This window comes from Eubacterium sp. 3_1_31 (assembly GCF_964249515.1).
Lineage (GTDB): Bacteria > Bacillota_I > Bacilli_A > Erysipelotrichales > Erysipelotrichaceae > Longicatena > Longicatena caecimuris.
In genome coordinates this window covers 36,459-55,834 of the sequence record NZ_CAXUBY010000014.1, presented here as the reverse complement: position 1 = coordinate 55,834, position 19,376 = coordinate 36,459, and the positions used below count along the sequence as shown (strand labels likewise).

19 protein-coding genes are annotated in these 19,376 nt (G+C 38.3%); all 19 read right to left on the bottom strand.

Annotated features, from left to right (window positions below):
- Positions 1-58: 58 nt before the first annotated feature.
- Positions 59-628 carry a hypothetical protein gene (locus ACESSZ_RS07615; protein WP_008690983.1) on the bottom strand — a complete coding sequence of 190 codons (570 nt, stop codon included), beginning with the start codon at positions 626-628 and terminating at the stop codon, positions 59-61.
- 239 nt (positions 629-867) lie between these two features.
- Complete coding sequence (locus ACESSZ_RS07610) at positions 868-1,950, bottom strand: MraY family glycosyltransferase (protein ID WP_008690981.1); 1,083 nt, start codon at positions 1,948-1,950, stop codon at positions 868-870.
- Between the two features lie 27 nt (positions 1,951-1,977).
- Complete coding sequence (locus ACESSZ_RS07605) at positions 1,978-2,964, bottom strand: rod shape-determining protein (protein WP_008690978.1); 987 nt, start codon at positions 2,962-2,964, stop codon at positions 1,978-1,980.
- A gap of 140 nt (positions 2,965-3,104) precedes the next feature.
- Positions 3,105-3,719, bottom strand: a complete 615-nt coding sequence (locus ACESSZ_RS07600; RefSeq protein ID WP_008690977.1) for a M23 family metallopeptidase — start codon at positions 3,717-3,719, stop codon at positions 3,105-3,107.
- Positions 3,720-3,760: 41 nt separating this feature from the next.
- Positions 3,761-4,699: a stage II sporulation protein D gene (gene spoIID / locus ACESSZ_RS07595; protein ID WP_008690976.1), complete on the bottom strand. Its 939-nt coding sequence runs from the start codon at positions 4,697-4,699 to the stop codon at positions 3,761-3,763.
- Between the two features lie 43 nt (positions 4,700-4,742).
- Complete coding sequence (locus tag ACESSZ_RS07590) at positions 4,743-6,323, bottom strand: response regulator transcription factor (protein ID WP_008690975.1); 1,581 nt, start codon at positions 6,321-6,323, stop codon at positions 4,743-4,745.
- On the bottom strand, positions 6,298-7,974 hold the full coding sequence (locus tag ACESSZ_RS07585) for a sensor histidine kinase (protein WP_226896800.1): 1,677 nt from the start codon (positions 7,972-7,974) through the stop codon (positions 6,298-6,300). Before ACESSZ_RS07585 ends, ACESSZ_RS07590 begins: the two co-directional genes overlap by 26 nt.
- A 15-nt stretch (positions 7,975-7,989) precedes the next feature.
- Entirely contained in the window at positions 7,990-8,193 is a 204-nt protein-coding gene (locus tag ACESSZ_RS07580; RefSeq protein ID WP_008690970.1) for a DUF1146 domain-containing protein, read from the bottom strand.
- A 60-nt stretch (positions 8,194-8,253) separates the two neighbouring features.
- Entirely contained in the window at positions 8,254-9,456 is a 1,203-nt protein-coding gene (locus tag ACESSZ_RS07575) for an O-antigen ligase family protein (RefSeq protein WP_008690969.1), read from the bottom strand.
- Between the two features lie 177 nt (positions 9,457-9,633).
- Positions 9,634-10,092, bottom strand: a complete 459-nt coding sequence (locus ACESSZ_RS07570) for a hypothetical protein (RefSeq protein ID WP_270355315.1) — start codon at positions 10,090-10,092, stop codon at positions 9,634-9,636.
- Complete coding sequence (locus tag ACESSZ_RS07565) at positions 10,079-10,303, bottom strand: hypothetical protein (RefSeq protein WP_270355314.1); 225 nt, start codon at positions 10,301-10,303, stop codon at positions 10,079-10,081. The genes ACESSZ_RS07570 and ACESSZ_RS07565 overlap by 14 nt, the downstream gene beginning before the upstream one ends.
- An 89-nt stretch (positions 10,304-10,392) precedes the next feature.
- Positions 10,393-11,607 carry an ATP-binding protein gene (locus ACESSZ_RS07560; RefSeq protein WP_331866837.1) on the bottom strand — a complete coding sequence of 405 codons (1,215 nt, stop codon included), beginning with the start codon at positions 11,605-11,607 and terminating at the stop codon, positions 10,393-10,395.
- Positions 11,604-12,302, bottom strand: a complete 699-nt coding sequence (locus tag ACESSZ_RS07555; protein WP_008690964.1) for a LytR/AlgR family response regulator transcription factor — start codon at positions 12,300-12,302, stop codon at positions 11,604-11,606. Before ACESSZ_RS07555 ends, ACESSZ_RS07560 begins: the two co-directional genes overlap by 4 nt.
- 189 nt (positions 12,303-12,491) lie before the next feature.
- A complete protein-coding gene (locus ACESSZ_RS07550) occupies positions 12,492-13,802 on the bottom strand; it encodes a hypothetical protein (RefSeq protein WP_331866838.1) in 1,311 nt (436 codons plus the stop codon).
- 215 nt (positions 13,803-14,017) lie between these two features.
- The gene (lepB, locus tag ACESSZ_RS07545) at positions 14,018-14,707 is read right to left on the bottom strand and encodes a signal peptidase I (protein WP_119983539.1); all 690 of its coding nucleotides are present in this window, start codon (positions 14,705-14,707) and stop codon (positions 14,018-14,020) included.
- Between the two features lie 485 nt (positions 14,708-15,192).
- Positions 15,193-15,585: an ATP synthase F1 subunit epsilon gene (gene atpC / locus ACESSZ_RS07540; protein ID WP_008690961.1), complete on the bottom strand. Its 393-nt coding sequence runs from the start codon at positions 15,583-15,585 to the stop codon at positions 15,193-15,195.
- Between the two features lie 4 nt (positions 15,586-15,589).
- Complete coding sequence (atpD, locus tag ACESSZ_RS07535; protein WP_008690960.1) at positions 15,590-16,990, bottom strand: F0F1 ATP synthase subunit beta; 1,401 nt, start codon at positions 16,988-16,990, stop codon at positions 15,590-15,592.
- Entirely contained in the window at positions 16,990-17,847 is an 858-nt protein-coding gene (gene atpG, locus ACESSZ_RS07530; RefSeq protein WP_008977858.1) for an ATP synthase F1 subunit gamma, read from the bottom strand. The genes atpD and atpG overlap by 1 nt, the downstream gene beginning before the upstream one ends.
- Before the next feature lie 3 nt (positions 17,848-17,850).
- On the bottom strand, positions 17,851-19,371 hold the full coding sequence (atpA, locus tag ACESSZ_RS07525; RefSeq protein WP_008977859.1) for a F0F1 ATP synthase subunit alpha: 1,521 nt from the start codon (positions 19,369-19,371) through the stop codon (positions 17,851-17,853).
- Between the last annotated feature and the right edge of the window lie 5 nt (positions 19,372-19,376).

Below are 19,376 nucleotides of genomic sequence, written 5' to 3'. Positions count from 1 at the left end.
TTAGTCCTAACATCTAACGATGAAATGTTTTAACACCTAGCATCCCTAAGGATGCTTTTTAATCTAAGCATTGTTTCACACGTTCTTTTATTTCACGAAACAGATTACTATTTTTATCTAAATGTGATTTCACATCTATAATACGTGCCGTATTGATCCACTTAGCATCATTGATAAATAAAACCGATTCCTTATTCATGCCCCGAATCTTGCCAAGCCGCATCAAATGACGTTTACCTTTTGGATTGTCTTTCCCATAAGCCTGTACATAAGCACTGTGATTCCCACTCATCGGCACAACAAACGCTTTGTTGTGAAATAAAGTCATGATGATACCAAAATGTTGAAATCCGATTTCATAAATATAAGCTTCGCCAAAATCAATATAACAAATATCACCAACACGAATATCCACTCCCAATTCATTACAATTCGTGATATTACGTCGTTCGCGTAAATTCATATCACTAATCAGTTTAGGTATCGCATCCTTCACTTCCAAACTGCGATAATCCTGACTTTTTTCTTCTATGTAATGTTGCCAAAGCTCTTCCCAATATGCTTTCTCTACAATCTTTCCTTTCTTCTCATCCTTATCTAAAATTTCTTGCAATTCCTTTAGTTCCACATCTATCACCTCATAAAACTATACGACAGAGGAACCGGTGTTTTTGTAAAAGTGAAAAGATTTATGTATTTTCCTGAATAAAAATGAAAGCTTTTTATAATTCCAATATTTCATAGGTGTTTATTTACCAAGCATTTTGAAAGATATTAAATCGGAAAGTTTTCTTTATATAAACTTTTTCTCTTCCTATAACCATACGAAAAAAGACGCCCATATACATCGACGTCTCACATTTATATTTAATTACTTCTTTTACTAAATTTATGGCAGATTATTAGGAATCGTTTTTTAACGCCTCTTATCACCGATAACAAAGGATGAAATTGTTTCGATATCATGCCACTGCCTTCAATGAACAATTCAACAATCAAGGCAATGATGAAGAGAACAACAAAGCCAGCCGTTTTATTCACCAAATAGATATATGCGGTAAAACCAAACAAAGCTGTAACCACATACAAAATTAGCACTGTATTTCGTTGCCCGAAACGCTGCATCAACAAATGATGCACATGTTTTTTATCCGCATCTGAGAATTTATGCCCGGACAATTTTCTTCGTAAGATTGCACCTAAGGTATCCACAATCGGTACCGCCAATAATAAAATCGGTAAGGCCAATGTCATGATCGTAGAACTCTTAAAGCCTAATAAAGAAATCGCTGATATGATAAAGCCTAAGAATAACGCACCGCAATCTCCCATAAAGATGCTTGCCGGATGTGAATTATAAATGAGGAACCCCATCGTTGCACCCGCCAAGATCAACGACATCGTTTGAATATCCATACGTCCTTCAATAGCAGAAAGACATGCAACCACAATCAAAATAATCGTACTGATACCACCGGCTAAGCCATCCAATCCATCAATCAGATTGACCGCATTGGTAATCCCGATGATCCAGACAAAAGTTACTAAGAAAGAGATGATTCCCATATCAATCGTAATACCTAAAGGTAAACGAATGACATCTAAACTCACCTTTCCTACCATCATCAGTACAATGGCAGCAGCTATTTCAAATAATAATTTCAATTTCGGCGATAAGTTTACCATATCATCAATCAATCCGCCGATAAACATAATACTTCCGCCAATCAAGATCCCATTGATGGTCATATCGGTTTTCATAAACACCGCCATACACACAACAAAAGATACATAGATGGCAACTCCGCCAATACGGGCAATTTTGCCACTATGTACCGTTCGTTCATTTTCTAAGGCATAAATTTCTAATCGCGTTGCCACAACTTTTAAGAAAGGTGTCAGAAAAGCCGATAGTAACAACGGAATCAATAGATATTTCAGGTAATCCATAGATTCACCTCGCTTATCTTATGTGTTTTAGCGTACCAGATGCAAATTCTCCAATAAGATTCCGGTTCCTTCTGCAACACAGCGCAATGCATTTTCCGCAACATATACTGGAATATGTAATTCATTACGCAATAATTCATCAATACCATGCAACAATGCACCACCACCGGTTAATACGATACCTCTGGTAACAATATCGCTAGCCAATTCCGGAGGTGTCTGTTCCAATACCGTTTTACAAGCACGTACAACATCCTGCAGGCTTTCTGCCATACTACCCTGAATTTCCTCAGAGCATAAGGAAATCGTTGTTGGTAAGCCGGTAACCAAGTCACGTCCGCTGACTTCCATTGTTTCATGTAAGCTGCCTTTCCAAGCAGTACCGATATTTTTCTTCACTTCTTCGGCTGTACGATCACCGATCAACAGTTTCTTTTCTTCTTTTACAAATTTAATGATATCACGATCAAAGGTATCTCCAGCAATCTTCAAAGATGTACTGGATACGATTTCCCCTAAAGAAATAACCGCAACATCGGTAGTACCACCACCGATATCCAATACCATACAGCCACTTGGCTTACCGATATCCAAACCGGCACCAACCGCTGCTACTTTTGGTTCTTCTTCAATAAATACTTTTTTTGCCCCTGCGCGATAAGCGGCATCACGAATGGCATTTCTTTCCACACTTGTAATATTGCTTGGACAACAAATCAGAATCGTAGGACGTTTGAACATTCCCTTGATTGCCAATTTCTTAAAGAAGAAATTCAGCATAATTTCGGTTACTTCAAAGTCCGCGATAACGCCATCCTTTAAAGGACGGATTGCCAATACTCTGCCTGGTGTTCTTCCAAGCATATCCTTTGCTTCCTGGCCTGCAGCCAGACATTTTTTTGTTTCTGCATCTATTGCCACGACGCTAGGTTCGTCAATAACGATACCCTCGCCTTTTACATACATTAATAAGTTCGCTGTTCCTAAGTCGATTCCTACTTCTTTCGAAAACATAGTTATTCCTCCGTTCTTCAAGCAAATATCATTATAACATAAAATTCCGATTAAAAAAGGCAAATTCTGCAAACTTCAGACATCCTTAAGATTTAACCGCTTTCTTATTTTACGGATATGAAAATAGTACCCTTTAGGTACTATTTTATCTCGCTCAAAGTCTTGTCAAAGACGGTTTTCGGATCTATGATCGTACCATTTTTTTCAACGACCATATGCAAATGCTTTCCTAACTCTTTATTGTAAATATTCGTCCCCGCTTTAGCAATGGCATCACCCTGATTCACTTTATCACCTTGTTTTAATGCCACATCATCCAGGCTTTGATAGGTGATGGAAAGATCCTTGCTCTTGATGGTAACACTCTTTCCAAACAAGGCATCTTCTTTCACCTCACTGACATCACCGGCAAAAACAGCTAAAACATCAAAGGCTTCATCGTTACATGCATAATCAATTCCCTGATTGGCACGATAGACACCTTCAAACTTCGTCATGCTGTCAACTTCATGATCCTTACCATCAAAGTATTCTAACACCGTTTTCGCTTCTACATTGAATGGATGGATGCCTTTCTGCGTGGTATCCGGTAACGACAATACCGGAACACTTTCCTTGAACACTGCCGTGTCCTCTTTATCCTTGCGGCTTGTGTATTCATAGCTGATAAACGCTACGGCAATCACCAGCACACAGCTTAATGCAACAATCAGTCTTCGTTTTGATGTGTTTTTTTCTTTCGTATAGCTATACATTTCATCACCTCTAGTGATGATTATTCCCTTATGAAATTCCTTTATACATCCTTTTTTTCAATCTTTACATCAGTGTAATAATGATGTAGGATTTCCTGATAGCTCTTACCTTCCAACGCCATCCCCTGAGCACCATACTGTGACATTCCTAAACCATGCCCATATCCTTTTGTCGTGATGCGATAAGCATCCCCGGTTTTTTTAATGGTGAAACAAGAAGAGCGAAGATTTAACTTCTCTCTTATACTGCGTCCGCTAAATGTTATACCATCGATTTTTATACTTTTTACATAACCGCTGGCATATCGAAGCGGCTCACTGATTTCGCTGACAGGATTTTGAAAACCCAATTTCGTATGAAAGGTATTGCTATCGATCGTTACCGTCTTTTCATATCCCTTTTCCTTTTTATCCCAATGGGAATCGACACTACGCAAGTAGGGCGTTTTACTTTCCCAATACTCCTCCGCATTTGCCGTTTTCCCACAAGAGCCGCTAAAAAACACTGCGGATATCGGTTTTCCCTGATACGTCAAAATTTCTCCAGATGTCTCTTTCACGGCCTGTTTGATACGTTTAGAATACTTCGCATAGGATGCCCCCCATATTTGCTTTAATTGTTTATCATCATGATAAACTTGTGTCTGTGTCGTATCATCTACTTCTAAGCCTCGCCGTATCACAAAGGTCCTCGCCGCAACACATTGCGCTTTTAATGCTTCCATTTCAAAAGATGCTGACATTTCAGAGGCTATGACACCACGTAAATAATCATCCATAGCCAAATGCAGCTCACTGCCATCTTGTCTGACGACATGTACTTTCTTTTTGGATTCTTTCTGCTTTTCAGCTGTAAAAGATTTCTCTTCCTGTGTCTGCCATTTAAGCGATGACTGCTTTCCATCTCCAATATGTAACCATAAGTAAAAGATAACAATGATGCTGAGAACAAGCGCGACTGCCTTGCATGTTTCCTTCAAAGCCTCACACCTCCCCTATCATGGTATGATGACAAAGCCGGTTCTATGCTTCATCATCTTGAAGAACTTTCTTACGATAATCACTTGGTGATACATGATAGTATTTTTTAAACACCTTATTAAAATATAGCTGATCTTCCATACCGACAGCATTTGCCACATCCTTAATCTTATAAGCGGGTTCTTGTAACAATTCTTTGGCCTTCTTCATTCTTTTTTCATTAATATAATAATTCAGATTGATACCCGTCTCACTTTTGAACAATCTACTCAGCGTACTTTCATTCATATCTAATGTTTCTGCCAGCATTTTCAAATTCAGTTTCTGATGATAATTCTTTTCCACAAAATCCATCACTTCCGTTATTTCACGGCGATATTTACTACTGCTAGAATCTTTCATCCACTCCTCAATCTTCACAAAGCCTTCTTTTAACACTTCTGACAATTTATCCAGTGTTTCGCATTTCCGTATGTTTGCGGTGATTGCGCCAAACGGCATGTTCTGTCGGGCTCCTTTTTCAATCTCTTTTCCTTCTAAGTTATTAATAATAAAAATCGTATATTCTAAGACTTGTCTTGGTACGATATGATTCTCACGCATATACAATAATGTCTTATCAATTAATTCATTCGCCTGATGAAAATTTTTCTTCTGCACCGCCTCCAGCAATTCCACATGGTATTGTAAATCATTCATTTGCAGGCTATGAAACAGATCCCCTTCTTCACTGTGTATCAACACACCTTCCCCTTTATAAAAGCGCTGTTCATGAGCCTGTACCACCTGCATATATACTTCATCATAGGTCTTTAAGGTGCGCTGTATATCAGATAAGGTAATCGATAAATGGACATCCAGATATTGTTCAATATTTCGCATAATGGAATTACATATCGTTATAATACGCAACTTCTCCGCACTGTGGAAAAGAATGACACCAGAGTGATTACTAATAAAAATCACCTGATGTTTTACATATAACGAGATACTTTCGCGTATCAAATCACGCAGATTACTCTGTAAACGCGCATGTTCTTTAAATTTCCCTTCATAAAGCATATTAATATTATCAACACGAAAATAAGCCAATTGATAAAAATCCTCATATTCCTGAAAAATCGGTTGTGCTAAAGCTCGCTGATATTCCTTCACATCAATGATATGCTCATTTTTACTTAATACCATGCATTGTTGTAATTCTTTAATTCCCTGTTTTTCTTCTTCATTTTGTGATGAGCCACCTTCTTCACAGTTTTCTTTCACCTGGGTGATGATCCTGGTCAATTCTTCTTTTTCCAATGTAATCTTTAACAGGTAATCAAAAGCTCCTGCCTTCATCGCATCACGGACTAGCTCAAAGTCGGAATAATTGCTTAATACGATGACTTGTGTATTTCGGCTTTCTTTTTTTATTTTTGTTATGAGTTCTATGCCATCCATTTCCGGCATTTTCAAATCGGTAATAACAATTTCAGGGTGTACCTCTTGAAAGATGCGATAAGCTTCCTTACCATCCTTGACCGTCGCAATCACCTCACAGTGTAAGGCCTGCCAGTCAATCATATTTTTTAACGTGATTCGGATCAGTCTTTCATCATCTGCTATCAATACCTTGTACATCTGTAATTCCCCCTTTCCTATATGGAAGCAACAGTGTCACAATGGTTCCTTTATTCACTTCACTCTGAATATTCATCGAATATTTATCTCCATACATCAAGCGTATGCGCTCTTGTATATTCATAATACCGATGCCACTTAATTTCTTATTGGTATAGGATTGTTCCACCTCTTGAAATCCTTTTCCATTATCTCCTATCTCTATTTTCAAACAACCTTTTTCAGCCTGCGCACGAATCGTCAAAATCTGATGTTCGCGATCTTCTTCAAATGCATGCAGAATACTGTTTTCAACAATCGGCTGTAACAGAAATTTCAAAATACGGCAATGGCGTACATCTTCATCAATATTATAAACCGTTTCAAACAAATCACCATAGCGAAGCTTTTGAATGATGATATAATTTTTCACATTTTCTATTTCTTCTTCCACATCAACATATTCATTACTGTCTACGATCGTATTACGTAATAACTTTGATAGCGCACTAATGCCTTCACTAACGGGATTGTCTTCATTTAAAATCGCCAAATAATGAAGTGTATTTAACGTATTGAATAAGAAATGCGGATTTATTTGTGCCTGTAACAACTGAAGTTGCGTTTCTCTTTTTTGTTCCTGTTCCAGTGCAACCGTCTTTACTAATTCCTGTACACGATTCAACAAGTCATTAAAGTTTTCACTTAATTCATGTACCTCATCTTTCCCATTATCCTCCACCTGACTACTAATAAGATTCGTTTCATCAAGCTTGCGCATGGATACCAAAATATTATGAATCGGATCATAAATACTGTGATATACAATAGTCGATAAGATAGCTTCTAATATCAAGATGGCCACACCATAAAGAAATAGCATATTCCGCGTACTATGAATTTCTTGTAAGACATATTCCGAGCTTACTAGATTGACAACCTTCCAATCCATGCCCTCAATTTGCTTACTTTCATGGTAATAAGACTTACCATTCACATTGACCATGTCTTGACTTATCTGAATATTTTTTCCTTTCGGAAACGCTGCCTGACCAAATAAATAATGATTATCCTTATCAATAATGATCATCATATTTGAAATACTGGAAGCATTGGTAAATGATGGACTGAATGCTCCCTCTTTAAAACCACCACAAACATAGCCAATGGTTTCATTATGGTAAACGATACGTTTTGTTAAGAATATTCCATTATGTTCTTTTTTATATGCCCAACTAATATCCAAGGTAGATGGTAATGACAAATTTCCTTGTTCCTTTTCACCGGCATCATCATAAATGACTTCCTGTTTCTCATTAAAGAGCACCAGACGATTTCGTCCGTTTAAATTCATATTCATCTTTGCATAGGCAACGAAATTTTTGCGTACAGAGCTTTCACCATCACTCAGCAACATGTCATATACGATTCCTTGTGCACAGAATTCCGTCATCTGATCTTCAAGACGCTCCATATTCAGATGAAAGAGTTCTTCTACCATCTCAACAGAATGTTGTGATGATTCCTGATTCTTTGATATGATCATTTGCATACTGAAATTATAGTATAATAAAAAACAGATAATCATTACCACCAATGGCAATGCGATAAAACCAAATAAAAGGCGGGAGCGTATGCTCACATTACGTAACAATTTGCGTCGCTGTTTCATATCATGCACCATCATCTATAGACCATTGAACAAAGATATATTCAATAAAAATTGTGCTACCAGATAGCCTAAAGCCAACGCTAACAACAATAGCAGACATTGCACTTTTCCTGGTTTGTGCACATCACAAAAACGGTCAAATTTGACACTGCTTAATGCCCAGAAACTTGCCGCAAAACAAAAAAGATATACAGTAAAAGTGATTAGGAAATAACGCATAAGCACCCTCCTTACATTTCTTATATTATATCATACTTCTCCATCAAAAAAAGGGAGGCGTTAAACCTCCTCTTGTGTATACGCACGTTCTTTGTGGAAGTAAATACTGGAGCTTGATAATATCAGAAGAAACAACAAGCCCGTTTGTACCCAATACACTGTATAATCCAACATGCCATGAATCAAGACAGTTAGGATACAGGCAACGATCAAGGAACATAAACGCAAATCAATGCGTCTTACAAATAAACGATATATTTCTTTCAGATTACTGCCAAAATAGACTCCCATGATCAATACGCCAATCACTCCATGACTTAAGATAGGATCTAAAATCACATTATGAGCATGTTGTGTAGGATGTCCACCATATTGTTTATAAATATGGAAATAAGTCAATGGACCTTCCCCCAGCAAAGGATGCGCCTCTATTCCTTTAACGGCTGTTGTCCAAATTTTAGCTCGCTTAAGAAAATCCGTAAAGATAGAAGCTCTTTGAAATACCTCCGGCTTTAATAATATCGCTATCCCACCTGTTCCAATTGCACTCATGGTCGCGGTGAAATAACCAAAACGCTTATTCATCAAAAACATGAAAGGTATCGTCACAACAAATGGTACCCAGGCCGTACGACAGCCTGTTAGATATAAAGCAAATAAGTTTGCCAAAATTGTTACGATATAAAAAATAATACGGCGTTTTGTTTTAACCTGCATCATCTTATATACGCAGATAAGCACCAGAAATTCAATCATCATTGCATAGTAATTGGCATTAAAAAAGGTTGAATTCACACGATTTTTAGGACTGTCTTCAATAACCAGCATCATAAAATCATAGTTCAGACGATGTACGATACGCATATATTCCATCAAAGCCCAAGCTACACAGAATAATGATATGATGCAGCAGGCATCCATTAACAATTCAAATAAACGTTTATTAATCACCGTACGGAAGTAAAAAATAAAGAGAAAGATCACTAAGATACCGATTCCACAAACAGCTCCCAGCCAGTTTTGATGAAATGCTGCCACCAAAGAAGCTAACAAACAAAAGGCAATTGCGAATTTTGATCTTGGTACTGATTGAATAATCGTTTTCATACGTCCCTGAATGGTTAAATAAAGCAATACACCGATAATCGCGATAATTGAACAATAGAAAGGTAAAAATATCGTACAGACAACAAACATGATCAGATATTCATCAAATGAAAAGTTGTCTAGCTTGCGATGTAAAAAGGCAGCAATTTTGTCCATGTTTGTTTCCTCCGTTCCTAAAAGTAGCTTTATTATAGCATTCCACATCAAAAATAACAATTTACCAAAGTAATCTTACAAATTTGATAGAAAGAAAAAACACGCCTTTGCAAACAACAGATAGAATTACAAAAGAGCCATCCAGAAGATGGCTCCATCAGTGAAAGGGAAGAAAACTCAGAATTTATAAGGCTTATTGATTGTCTCCATATATTCATACATCGTAATATCCGGATTCTTCAACGCCTCCAGAAGATGATAGGGATCCTCAATGATAACCCCACAAGTCTTCATATATTGGAGAATATTTACTATGTCTTCATGATGAAGATTGGCAAAAATAGGTAAGCCTCCCGTACTTGATGGCAACAGGAAGCCATTTTCCATGGAATTCATGGTAAACAACTTCACATCCTTATTTTTCAATAGGAAATATAGCTGCATGGTGTAACGACTATATCCCCAGGTGCCCCATTTGCGCTCAAAGGTAAACTTAACTCTATCAATCTCATGCCAATACAATCGTTCATAAAAATCACTAATCTCTTTTGATAACAAGATCTGTAATACCAATGATAATTTTTTAAAATGGCCGTATGGAGGAAGATAAGCCAGATATGTTTCATGATATTCCATACATTTGCTGGAATCTATCGCAAAGGGGAGCCATAAGCATTCGACGAACATTAGAAAGACGATCATACAAATGGTAATGTTGGATTGGGATACCAAGTGCATCCTTTAACAGTCCCTGCATTGCAACACCAAACAACAATCCGATAACCGCAATAACAGCTGCACTGGCTAGGATCTTTCCACGTGAGACATTTCCTTTCTTCTGCTTCATAACAATACCTCCCATAGGTTTTCTTTACCCGCTTATACAATACGTCATCTTTTACTTTCTGTGTCATACTTTTGCATAAGTGGCTGCTTTTATGACACATGTGGTAAAGCAAGATGTATTTTGGTAATAAATAATTGATGTTCTTGATCAAAGCAACAATGCAGATCTCCTTGATATTTCTGTGCCACATCTTGCATATTACGCAATCCAAAACCGTGATAAAAGGTATCCTCTTTCGTTGACAGCATGCGTTCACCAACTTGATGTACACTTTCACAGCTGTTTTTCATTTTTATAAAAACATACCCTTTCTCTTTGCGTATCTTTAACTGTATGACACGTTGTTTACATTTTACACAGCTTTCAATGGCATTTTCCACCATATTGCAAAAAATAGCGCTCATATCCACAGGATCAAACTGATCTTCTGCAAATGGTTCTACATCTAGTATCAATTGAATATCCTGCTCCATGATATCCTTTTGATAATTGCGCAAAACTCGATCCAGCAAAGGACAACCGGTAGGAATAAAGCTTACCACCTCAGAATAGGTCATCATGATTTTTTTCGTCAATGTATCATTCTCTTCTATTGTTTTATTATTTAAGAGCTTCATCTGTTTACGTAAATCATGTATCTGACGTAATATTTCATCATTATCCTTTTGTAATCGTTCATACTGAATGACATTTTCTTTTGCTAAATGTCTGCGATTTGTTATTGATAACATCGTTTCATACTGCTGCTTTTGCACATACGCAAAACGATTTAACAACGTGATCATAAGAAATAGCAAAAACGGTAACATATGCTCTATATGCATCATATTGGATTTCTTAAGCCAGACAAACTGTATCATGATACCTAACAACACTCCATATGCCATTAATAAAAACCATCCGCCTTCGCTTTGCTTGCGAAGTATCAAAAAAAGCAACGCATGAAGGATTCCCTCGACAAGCAGAAAACACATGCATTTTGCATACCAATCATGGAGAAAAACATCCATCATGAATGCCACCAGCAAGGAGAGGATAAAACTTACCAGAAAACTGCAGAAACATTTTACAAAGGCTGTTTCTTTCTCATAAATGAAACCGGCTATGATACACAATCCCCATAAACCATATAAATACCAATCCATTGGTAACACCAAGCTGCTTAGACAAGCTCCCATAACCAGGATGCTCATAAACTGCCTGATTTTCATCTTCATTGCGGAAAACTGAAACCATGTCTCATAATATAAAAAGGTCATATAAAGCATGCTGCCTGTGCAAAGAAATACCGTGAAATAATTCATAGACTCATCTCCTGAAACTGTAACCAGCTTTCTTGTACCTGCTGCACTCTTCTTCTAGCCAAGGGTAAAGTCTCATGATTGCTTATTTCAATACAGTCTTTACGAATCTGCATAATATGGCTCAATTGTACAAACAGTCCCTTATGACATTCAACAAAATGCACATGTAATTGCTTTGCCCAATAACTAACCCCTTCCTTACTTTCATATACTCCTTGAGGCGTATGGAAACAAGTCGTTCTTCCAATACTTTCAAAATATAAAATTTCTTTCATTTTCACCATGGTTGTCTCTTGGTGCATAGTTAAAGTCAGTGTTTGTGAGGTATCTCTTGTCTGTAAAATTTCATCCAATTCACTATACAACAAAGTCTCATGAATTGGCTTTAACAAATACCGGGATGCTTGTATCTTATAACCCTCTAAAGAATATTTTAGATAGCTGGTAATTACTACGATAATCATATCCGGTAAACGTTTACGTAATTCCATCGCAATTTCAATCCCATTTTCTTCTTGTATCTCAATATCTAAAAACAGCATATGATATATCTTCGTACTATCTAGAAGCTCTTTTCCATTTGTATAACGATCAATTCTGGCTTCCATATGACGCTTGTCAAAATATGCCCGCAATAAATCTTCATTTCTTTTCCCATCCTGATATTCGTCATCCAATACACAAATTTGCAACATCTTATCACCCTCACTAATAGTTTCATTATACACACAATATGATAAAAAGGATGTATGAAACACAAAATCGGTTCTTTTTCTGACATCACCGGTAAAAAAGACGTAAAAATCATAAAAAAAGGAAACCCTAAGACCCTACATCAGGTTTTACGATTTCCTACGTTTTTTGCCCACCACTTACAAGCGAGACTATTCTAACTCTTTTAGCTGATTATCAATTTTTTTGATTTCTTCTTCTAAAGTCGCAATTTCATTCTTTTGTTCTGTGATTGTCTGCTCAGCCTTGCTCCTCTTGCTTTCTGCGGTTTCTTTTTTCTCATTATAAATACCGGTAAGTGAAGATGCTTCTCCAGTAAGACGATTATATTCTGTCATAGCTGCATTTTTTCTTTCTAATGCCGCATCTAAACTTTCTTTTAACTGAGCTTTTACTGTTTCATCTTTTTCCGCATTATAATTCCCTAAAATACGTTCATATTCATCGTTGGCTGCCTTATACTCACCATTTTCATAAGTACTTACTTTTTTCTGCGCCTCTTTAGCCTTTGCCAACTCATTTTTTTCTAAAGATGCTAAAGTTTCAGTTGCATCCTTCTTATCCTTTTCGGCAAGTTCCAACTTATCGTTGGCATCTGCTTTCCGCTGTACATAGGTTTCTCTTTGTTTCTTTAAAGCTGCAATCTTGGCTGAGGAATCAGTAACATCGTCTTTGTTATTGGTATCATCCTTATTTGCATCCGTATTTGTCGGATCCTTGGTTGGGGTTGTTGGTTCTTCTGTTTGCTCCGGTGCCTTTTTATTATCATTACCGCCAAGGAAAGTATCCATTGCATATTGTACGGCAAAAAAGCATGCAACGATGATTAAAATCCCAACAATGCCAAGAATGACATAGGTAATGATTTTATTTATCTTCGTATTTTTTTCTTCATCATCGCCTTCATCTTCTTCCACTTCTTCTTTTTTAGATGTGGTTTTCTTAATTGATTTCTTTACAGGTAATGGTTCTTCATCCTCATCTAACACATGTACATCCGATAATGGCTGAACGATCGTTTTCCCCAATTCTTCCTCGTCTTCTGCTTCTTCATCATAATCAGAGATTGGCATCTGCTGAGTCATCGTTACATCTTGTGGCTCTTCAGCTGCAGTTAGGCTTTTTTTGCCATTCATGATTACCAATGTCTGATCATTTGTATCATCCACAAAGCCTACTCTTGTTTTCGCCAGTTCTTCTTCATCTACGCGAATATCAGGGATAGCTTTCTTCTCTGTACTTGCTTTTTTATCTTCAAAGATAGGGGAATGAAATTTCTCTCCCGTTAATGGATTAATCGCATTTTCCTCTTGGTTTCGTGGTGATGCTGAAGCAGTTGTCTGTGCTTCTTTTTGGCGTTTCATCTCTTCTATCTTTCGGCGTAATTCACTATCTTTACTATAATCGTTAATAATACCTGTCAAATCTACATCATCATGTTCGTTTTTTCTATTGTTCTGCATACGATCCCTCCGTTACAATTAGCGGTTTCATTTAATGAAAGAGCGTCCAATCGGACACTCAAGAAGAATTTTCACACTCAAAGGAGGAGAGAAAAATTCTTATATAAATCTATGCATCATGATTTCATTGGCTAGATGAAAACACATAAATTTACGTTATTATTATAACACTGAATTTTTCAATCTGTCATTCCATTTCTTAATTTTATCTTACACTATTCAGGAGCACCGTTTCTTACCATTTTAATTTCCGTGAAAGGAAATAAAACATAAACATCCTTACCAACGATAGCAGATTTTTTAAAAGGCCCGACTGCTCTAGAATCATAAGATACCACACGGTTATCTCCCATCAAAAAGTATTCATCTTTTCCTAAGGTTATTTTATTAAAATCCTCCGTAAATGGTTTCCCCTGTGATCGAATATGATTTGCATACTCTGTATTTAGATAAGGCTCTTCTAATGGCTTGTCATTTACATAAACCACATCATCTTTCGCATATACCGTATCATTTGGCATACCAATCACACGCTTTACCCAGTTTTCATCAGTTTCTTCATTATAGACAACCACCACATCCTGGCGTTTAATGCCTTGGGTCTTTGCCAAAAAGATATTCATGACACCGATTTCTGAATCGCTAAGCGTTGGATACATACTATCTCCATCAACCTGCACTGGATTGATGACAAAGTGTGATAACAGCATTACGACGATAAAGCAGATGATGAAGGTTCTGGCTAAATCAAACAATTCATACTTCCATCCGCTTTTCTTAGGCTTTTTCTTCTTGCTCTTTTTCATTGAAGAACTATCTTCATGCTGTTCATCATCTATAATCATAGCTTCTACATTGGGTTTTGTATTTTCTATTGTTTCTGTTTCTGATTTCTTTTCTTCCATAAAGGTTTGCTCCTTTTCGACTATGTACATTATTATAACACTACTTATCTAAAACAAAATGGGAAATTGTCGAAAAGCAAAACGTTCTGTATTTCATATCGCAGAAATAACAAATAATGTGCAATTTCTTCATATAGGTCTATTAGATTATAGAAATGTCTTTGAACTAATTAAATATGGAGTTGAAACTCAATCTTTCCTAATTTCCATTCATTTAAATTTTACTGTCTTGTTAAAGGTATGCCTGCGGTCGTACAAGAGTTTTTTTATTTTGCGACGTTTTCTATGGATTATGCCGATATAGTGCGACGTTTTTCCAATATTTTGACTACCTAACTGCGACGTTTTTCCATATTGTTACCTTTTTCTTTTCCTTCTATCCATACAAATTCCTTATACCATAAGACTTTAGCGTACATTCTTCTTTACCAACACAACATAAAAAGACGTATGCACTCTCGAAGAGTTTCATACGTCAATATGACTTATCCATTATAAACATGAATACGATTGATAGCTTTGGCAAGGGCAACTTCTGCACGTTTGATATTTGTGCGGCTGTCTTGCTTTTTCAAACGCGCTTCCGCACGTTCCTTTGCCCGTTTTGCTCGTTCAATATCTATTTCTTCACGACCTTCTACGGCATCTGTCAAAATGCGCATTTCATTATCCGCAAACTGTAACAAACCACCGGCCAAAGCATAATCCTTTTGTTCCTTATGCTCGCTCAAGGTACATTTGCATGTCTTTAACATCGCCACGATTGGCATATGATTGGAAAGAATGGTTGTTTCACCATCTACCGTTGTGACATGCACAGCCTCCACTTCACCCTCTTTATACAAACCAAGAGGAGTAATGATTTTCAGCTTGATCATAGGACTAGCCTTCCATCGCTTTGGCTTTTTCTACCACTTCTTCAATAGTGGAAGCGAACATGAAGGCCTGTTCCGGTAAGTCATCATACTTGCCATCTAACAGCTCTTTGAAACTGCGTACCGTATCTTCACGAGATACGTAGCATCCTTTGATACCGGAGAATACTTCGGCAACATGGAATGGCTGTGACAGGAAGTTACGTACACGACGGGCACGATTAACGATGATCTTATCTTCTTCACTTAATTCATCCATACCTAAGATAGCGATGATATCCTGTAATTCTTTATATCTCTGTAAGATTTGCTGTACACCACGAGCTACCTCATAATGTTCCTCACCCACTACTAATGGATCAAGGATACGAGAGCTAGATTCCAATGGATCAACAGCCGGGTAGATACCCAATGCCGCAATGTCACGATCCAATACGGTTTTAGCATCCAAATGAGTAAATGCCGTTGCTGGTGCGGGGTCTGTCAAGTCATCGGCAGGTACGTAGATGGCCTGTACGGAAGTGATGGAACCATCCTTCGTAGATGTGATACGTTCCTGTAACTGTCCCATTTCCGTTGCCAATGTTGGCTGATAACCTACGGCACTTGGCATACGTCCTAACAGCGCACTTACTTCTGAACCAGCCTGTGTGAAACGGAAGATATTGTCGATAAACAATAACACATCCTGATGTTCAACATCACGGAAGTATTCTGCCATCGTTAAGCCGGTCAAACCAACACGCATTCTGGCACCTGGAGATTCATTCATCTGTCCATATACCAGAACGGTTTTATCAAGGACACCACTGTCCTTCATTTCATGATACATGTCGTTACCTTCACGGGTTCTTTCCCCAACACCGGTAACAACGGATTTACCACCATGTTCCTTGGCAATATTGTGAATCAATTCTTGAATCAATACGGTTTTACCTACACCGGCACCACCGAACAGACCAATCTTACCACCTTTGGAATATGGGCACAAAAGGTCGATAACCTTAATACCGGTTTCCAACATTTCCGCAGATGTCTGTTGTTCATCAAAGCTTGGTGCTTTACGATGAATAGGCAGACGTTTGCTTGTTTTTACTTCGCCTAAACCATCAATTTCACGGCCTAAGACATTAAACATTCTTCCTAAGACTTCATCTCCGACAGGTACTTGAATCGGTGCGCCTGTATCGATGGCATCCATGCCACGTACTAAACCATCCGTACCACCCATGGCAATACAGCGTACCCGTTCATCGCCGATATGCTGTGCCACTTCGACAATCAGAGAGTCTTGATTTTTCAAAGGGATTTCGATTGCGCTCAACAGTTGTGGTAATTCGCCGTTTTCAAAAGCAACGTCAACTACCGGACCGATGACCTGCACAATTTTTCCTGTGTTTTTACTCATCAACTGCTCACTCCTTCCATTGCGTTGACACCGCCGACGATTTCTGTGATTTCCTGTGTAATGGCGGCCTGTCTAGCCTGGTTGAATTGTAATTCCAGTGTTTCCTTAATTTCTTCAGCGTTATCTGTAGCGCTTTCCATAGCCATACGGCGACTTGCCTGTTCACTTGTTTTAGTTTCCAGGAAATAGCTGTATAACAGAGATCTGACATACATCGGAACCAAGGTATCAAGGATTTGATCACCGGCTGGTTCAAAGATTGTCAGAGCGCTTGTTTTCTTTTCACGTTCCTTATCCTTTTCTACCGGTAACAAGGTTACTAACTGCGGCTCAAAGCTGACAGAGTTCACAAAGTGAGTATACAGGATACGGATTTCGGATATTTCTTTCTTGCGGTATAAGTCCAATGCATGATCGGCAATGGTTACCAGTTCACTGTAACAGTCATCTTCAAAGTCTGTTTCTTCCATCACGACATGGAAATCCTTATTACGGCTCCAATTGACACCGCGACTTCCTATCATGACAAAATCACCGACATTACCAATGTCATTCAACAGCATGCGAAAGATATTCGCATTATAGCCGCCACATAAGCCCATATCACTTGTAAAAACGATGGTGAATGGTTTTGCGCCTTCATTTTTACTTAAATAAGGATGGCGGGAATGTTCTATGGAAGACAGGATTTCTTGCACCGTTTCTTTTAAATAATGGGCATATTCCCGATTTTCTTCCATGTACTGTTTTTGTTTTTTCAGCTTACTGGTCGCCACTAGCTGCATCGCCTTGGTAATCTTTTTGGTAGATTCTACTGAGCGGATGCGCGCTTTGATTTCCAGTTTTCCAGCTGCCATAGACTATCCTTCCAGCATGTTCTTGAATTCTGTTTCAAAAGAAGTCAAGGCATCCTTGATACGCTGTGACAAAGCATCGTCTAACGCCTGCTGTTCATCAATATCATGGATGATGTCCGCATGTTCACGTTCCATATATTTTAACATTTCTTTTTCATACAGTTTGACCTGTTCTACCTTCACAGGCTTCAAGAATTTATGTTTTGCCGCAAATAAAGATAATACCTGATGGGCAACCGGCATTGGTTCATACTGGTTCTGAATCAGTAATTGTGTTAAGCGTTCCCCATGTGCCAATGTTTCAGTCGTAGCAGCATCTAAGTCACTACCGAATTTCGCAAAGGCCTGCATTTCACGGAACTGTGCTAATTCCAGTTTTAAGCTTCCGCTGACCTGCTTCATGGCTTTGATCTGGGCTGCACTACCAACACGGGATACCGATAAACCACTGTCTACCGCAGGACGTACACCGCTGTTAAACAATTCTGTCTGTAAGAAGATCTGTCCATCGGTGATAGAAATAACGTTGGTAGGAATATAAGCAGAAATATCACCTGCCTGCGTTTCAATAATTGGCAGTGCGGTTAAACTTCCTGCACCTAATTCATCGTTCAGCTTCGCTGCACGCTCTAACAGACGGCTATGCAAATAGAAGACATCCCCTGGATAGGCTTCACGTCCTGGTGGACGTTTTAACAATAAGGACATGGTACGATAAGCAACCGCATGCTTACTTAAATCATCATAGATGATTAAGACATCGTCACCGTTTTCCATCCATTCTTCCCCAATCGCACATCCTGCATATGGAGCAATGTATTGCAAAGGTGCCGGTTCACTAGCGGTAGAAGATACGATTGTCGTATATTCCATAGCACCATGTTTTCTTAATTTTTCTACGATTTGGGCAACCGTACTGGCTTTCTGTCCGATTGCTACATAAATACATTTTACATTCTTACCTTTTTGGTTGATGATCGTATCAATGGCAATCGCTGTTTTACCTGTCTGGCGATCCCCGATGATCAACTCACGCTGCCCTTTTCCGATTGGAATCATAGAGTCAATGATCTTCAAACCTGTCTGGATTGGCTGATGAACACTTTTACGTGTCATAACACCGGGAGCAACACGCTCTACCGGACGGTATTTTTCACTGACAATAGGAGCACCGCCATCAATCGCCTGTCCTAAGGCATTGACAACTCTTCCTAACATCATATCACCAACAGGAACTTCTACGATCTTTCCTGTACGCTTTACTTCGTCGCCCTCTTTGATTCCCTCATCATCACCTAACAATACGGCTCCGACATGTTCCTCTTCAAGGTTCAATACCATTCCATACACATCGTGTGGGAACAGTAACAGTTCTCCAGACATTGCATTATTCAGACCGTGGACTAACGAGATACCATCACCAATCGTGATGACGGTGCCGGTTTCTCCGACCTCCAGCTCATCATCGTAGCGCCGTATCTGTTCCTTGATCAGTTTGCTGATTTCTTCTGGCTTTAAACTCACCATAT

What these genes read in the sequence shown, in the direction of transcription:
- ACESSZ_RS07570 (WP_270355315.1), bottom strand. Translation starts at nt 10,092, where the DNA reads ATGGAATATCATGAAACATATCTGGCTTATCTTCCTCCATACGGCCAT.
- ACESSZ_RS07565 (WP_270355314.1), bottom strand. Translation starts at nt 10,303, where the DNA reads ATGAAGCAGAAGAAAGGAAATGTCTCACGTGGAAAGATCCTAGCCAGT.
- atpC (WP_008690961.1), bottom strand. Translation starts at nt 15,585, where the DNA reads ATGATCAAGCTGAAAATCATTACTCCTCTTGGTTTGTATAAAGAGGGT.
- ACESSZ_RS07575 (WP_008690969.1), bottom strand. Translation starts at nt 9,456, where the DNA reads ATGGACAAAATTGCTGCCTTTTTACATCGCAAGCTAGACAACTTTTCA.
- ACESSZ_RS07550 (WP_331866838.1), bottom strand. Translation starts at nt 13,802, where the DNA reads ATGCAGAACAATAGAAAAAACGAACATGATGATGTAGATTTGACAGGT.
- atpD (WP_008690960.1), bottom strand. Translation starts at nt 16,990, where the DNA reads ATGAGTAAAAACACAGGAAAAATTGTGCAGGTCATCGGTCCGGTAGTT.
- ACESSZ_RS07590 (WP_008690975.1), bottom strand. Translation starts at nt 6,323, where the DNA reads ATGTACAAGGTATTGATAGCAGATGATGAAAGACTGATCCGAATCACG.
- ACESSZ_RS07560 (WP_331866837.1), bottom strand. Translation starts at nt 11,607, where the DNA reads ATGAATTATTTCACGGTATTTCTTTGCACAGGCAGCATGCTTTATATG.
- ACESSZ_RS07555 (WP_008690964.1), bottom strand. Translation starts at nt 12,302, where the DNA reads ATGTTGCAAATTTGTGTATTGGATGACGAATATCAGGATGGGAAAAGA.
- ACESSZ_RS07600 (WP_008690977.1), bottom strand. Translation starts at nt 3,719, where the DNA reads ATGTATAGCTATACGAAAGAAAAAAACACATCAAAACGAAGACTGATT.
- ACESSZ_RS07585 (WP_226896800.1), bottom strand. Translation starts at nt 7,974, where the DNA reads ATGAAACAGCGACGCAAATTGTTACGTAATGTGAGCATACGCTCCCGC.
- lepB (WP_119983539.1), bottom strand. Translation starts at nt 14,707, where the DNA reads ATGGAAGAAAAGAAATCAGAAACAGAAACAATAGAAAATACAAAACCC.
- ACESSZ_RS07580 (WP_008690970.1), bottom strand. Translation starts at nt 8,193, where the DNA reads ATGCGTTATTTCCTAATCACTTTTACTGTATATCTTTTTTGTTTTGCG.
- ACESSZ_RS07605 (WP_008690978.1), bottom strand. Translation starts at nt 2,964, where the DNA reads ATGTTTTCGAAAGAAGTAGGAATCGACTTAGGAACAGCGAACTTATTA.
- atpG (WP_008977858.1), bottom strand. Translation starts at nt 17,847, where the DNA reads ATGGCAGCTGGAAAACTGGAAATCAAAGCGCGCATCCGCTCAGTAGAA.
- ACESSZ_RS07610 (WP_008690981.1), bottom strand. Translation starts at nt 1,950, where the DNA reads ATGGATTACCTGAAATATCTATTGATTCCGTTGTTACTATCGGCTTTT.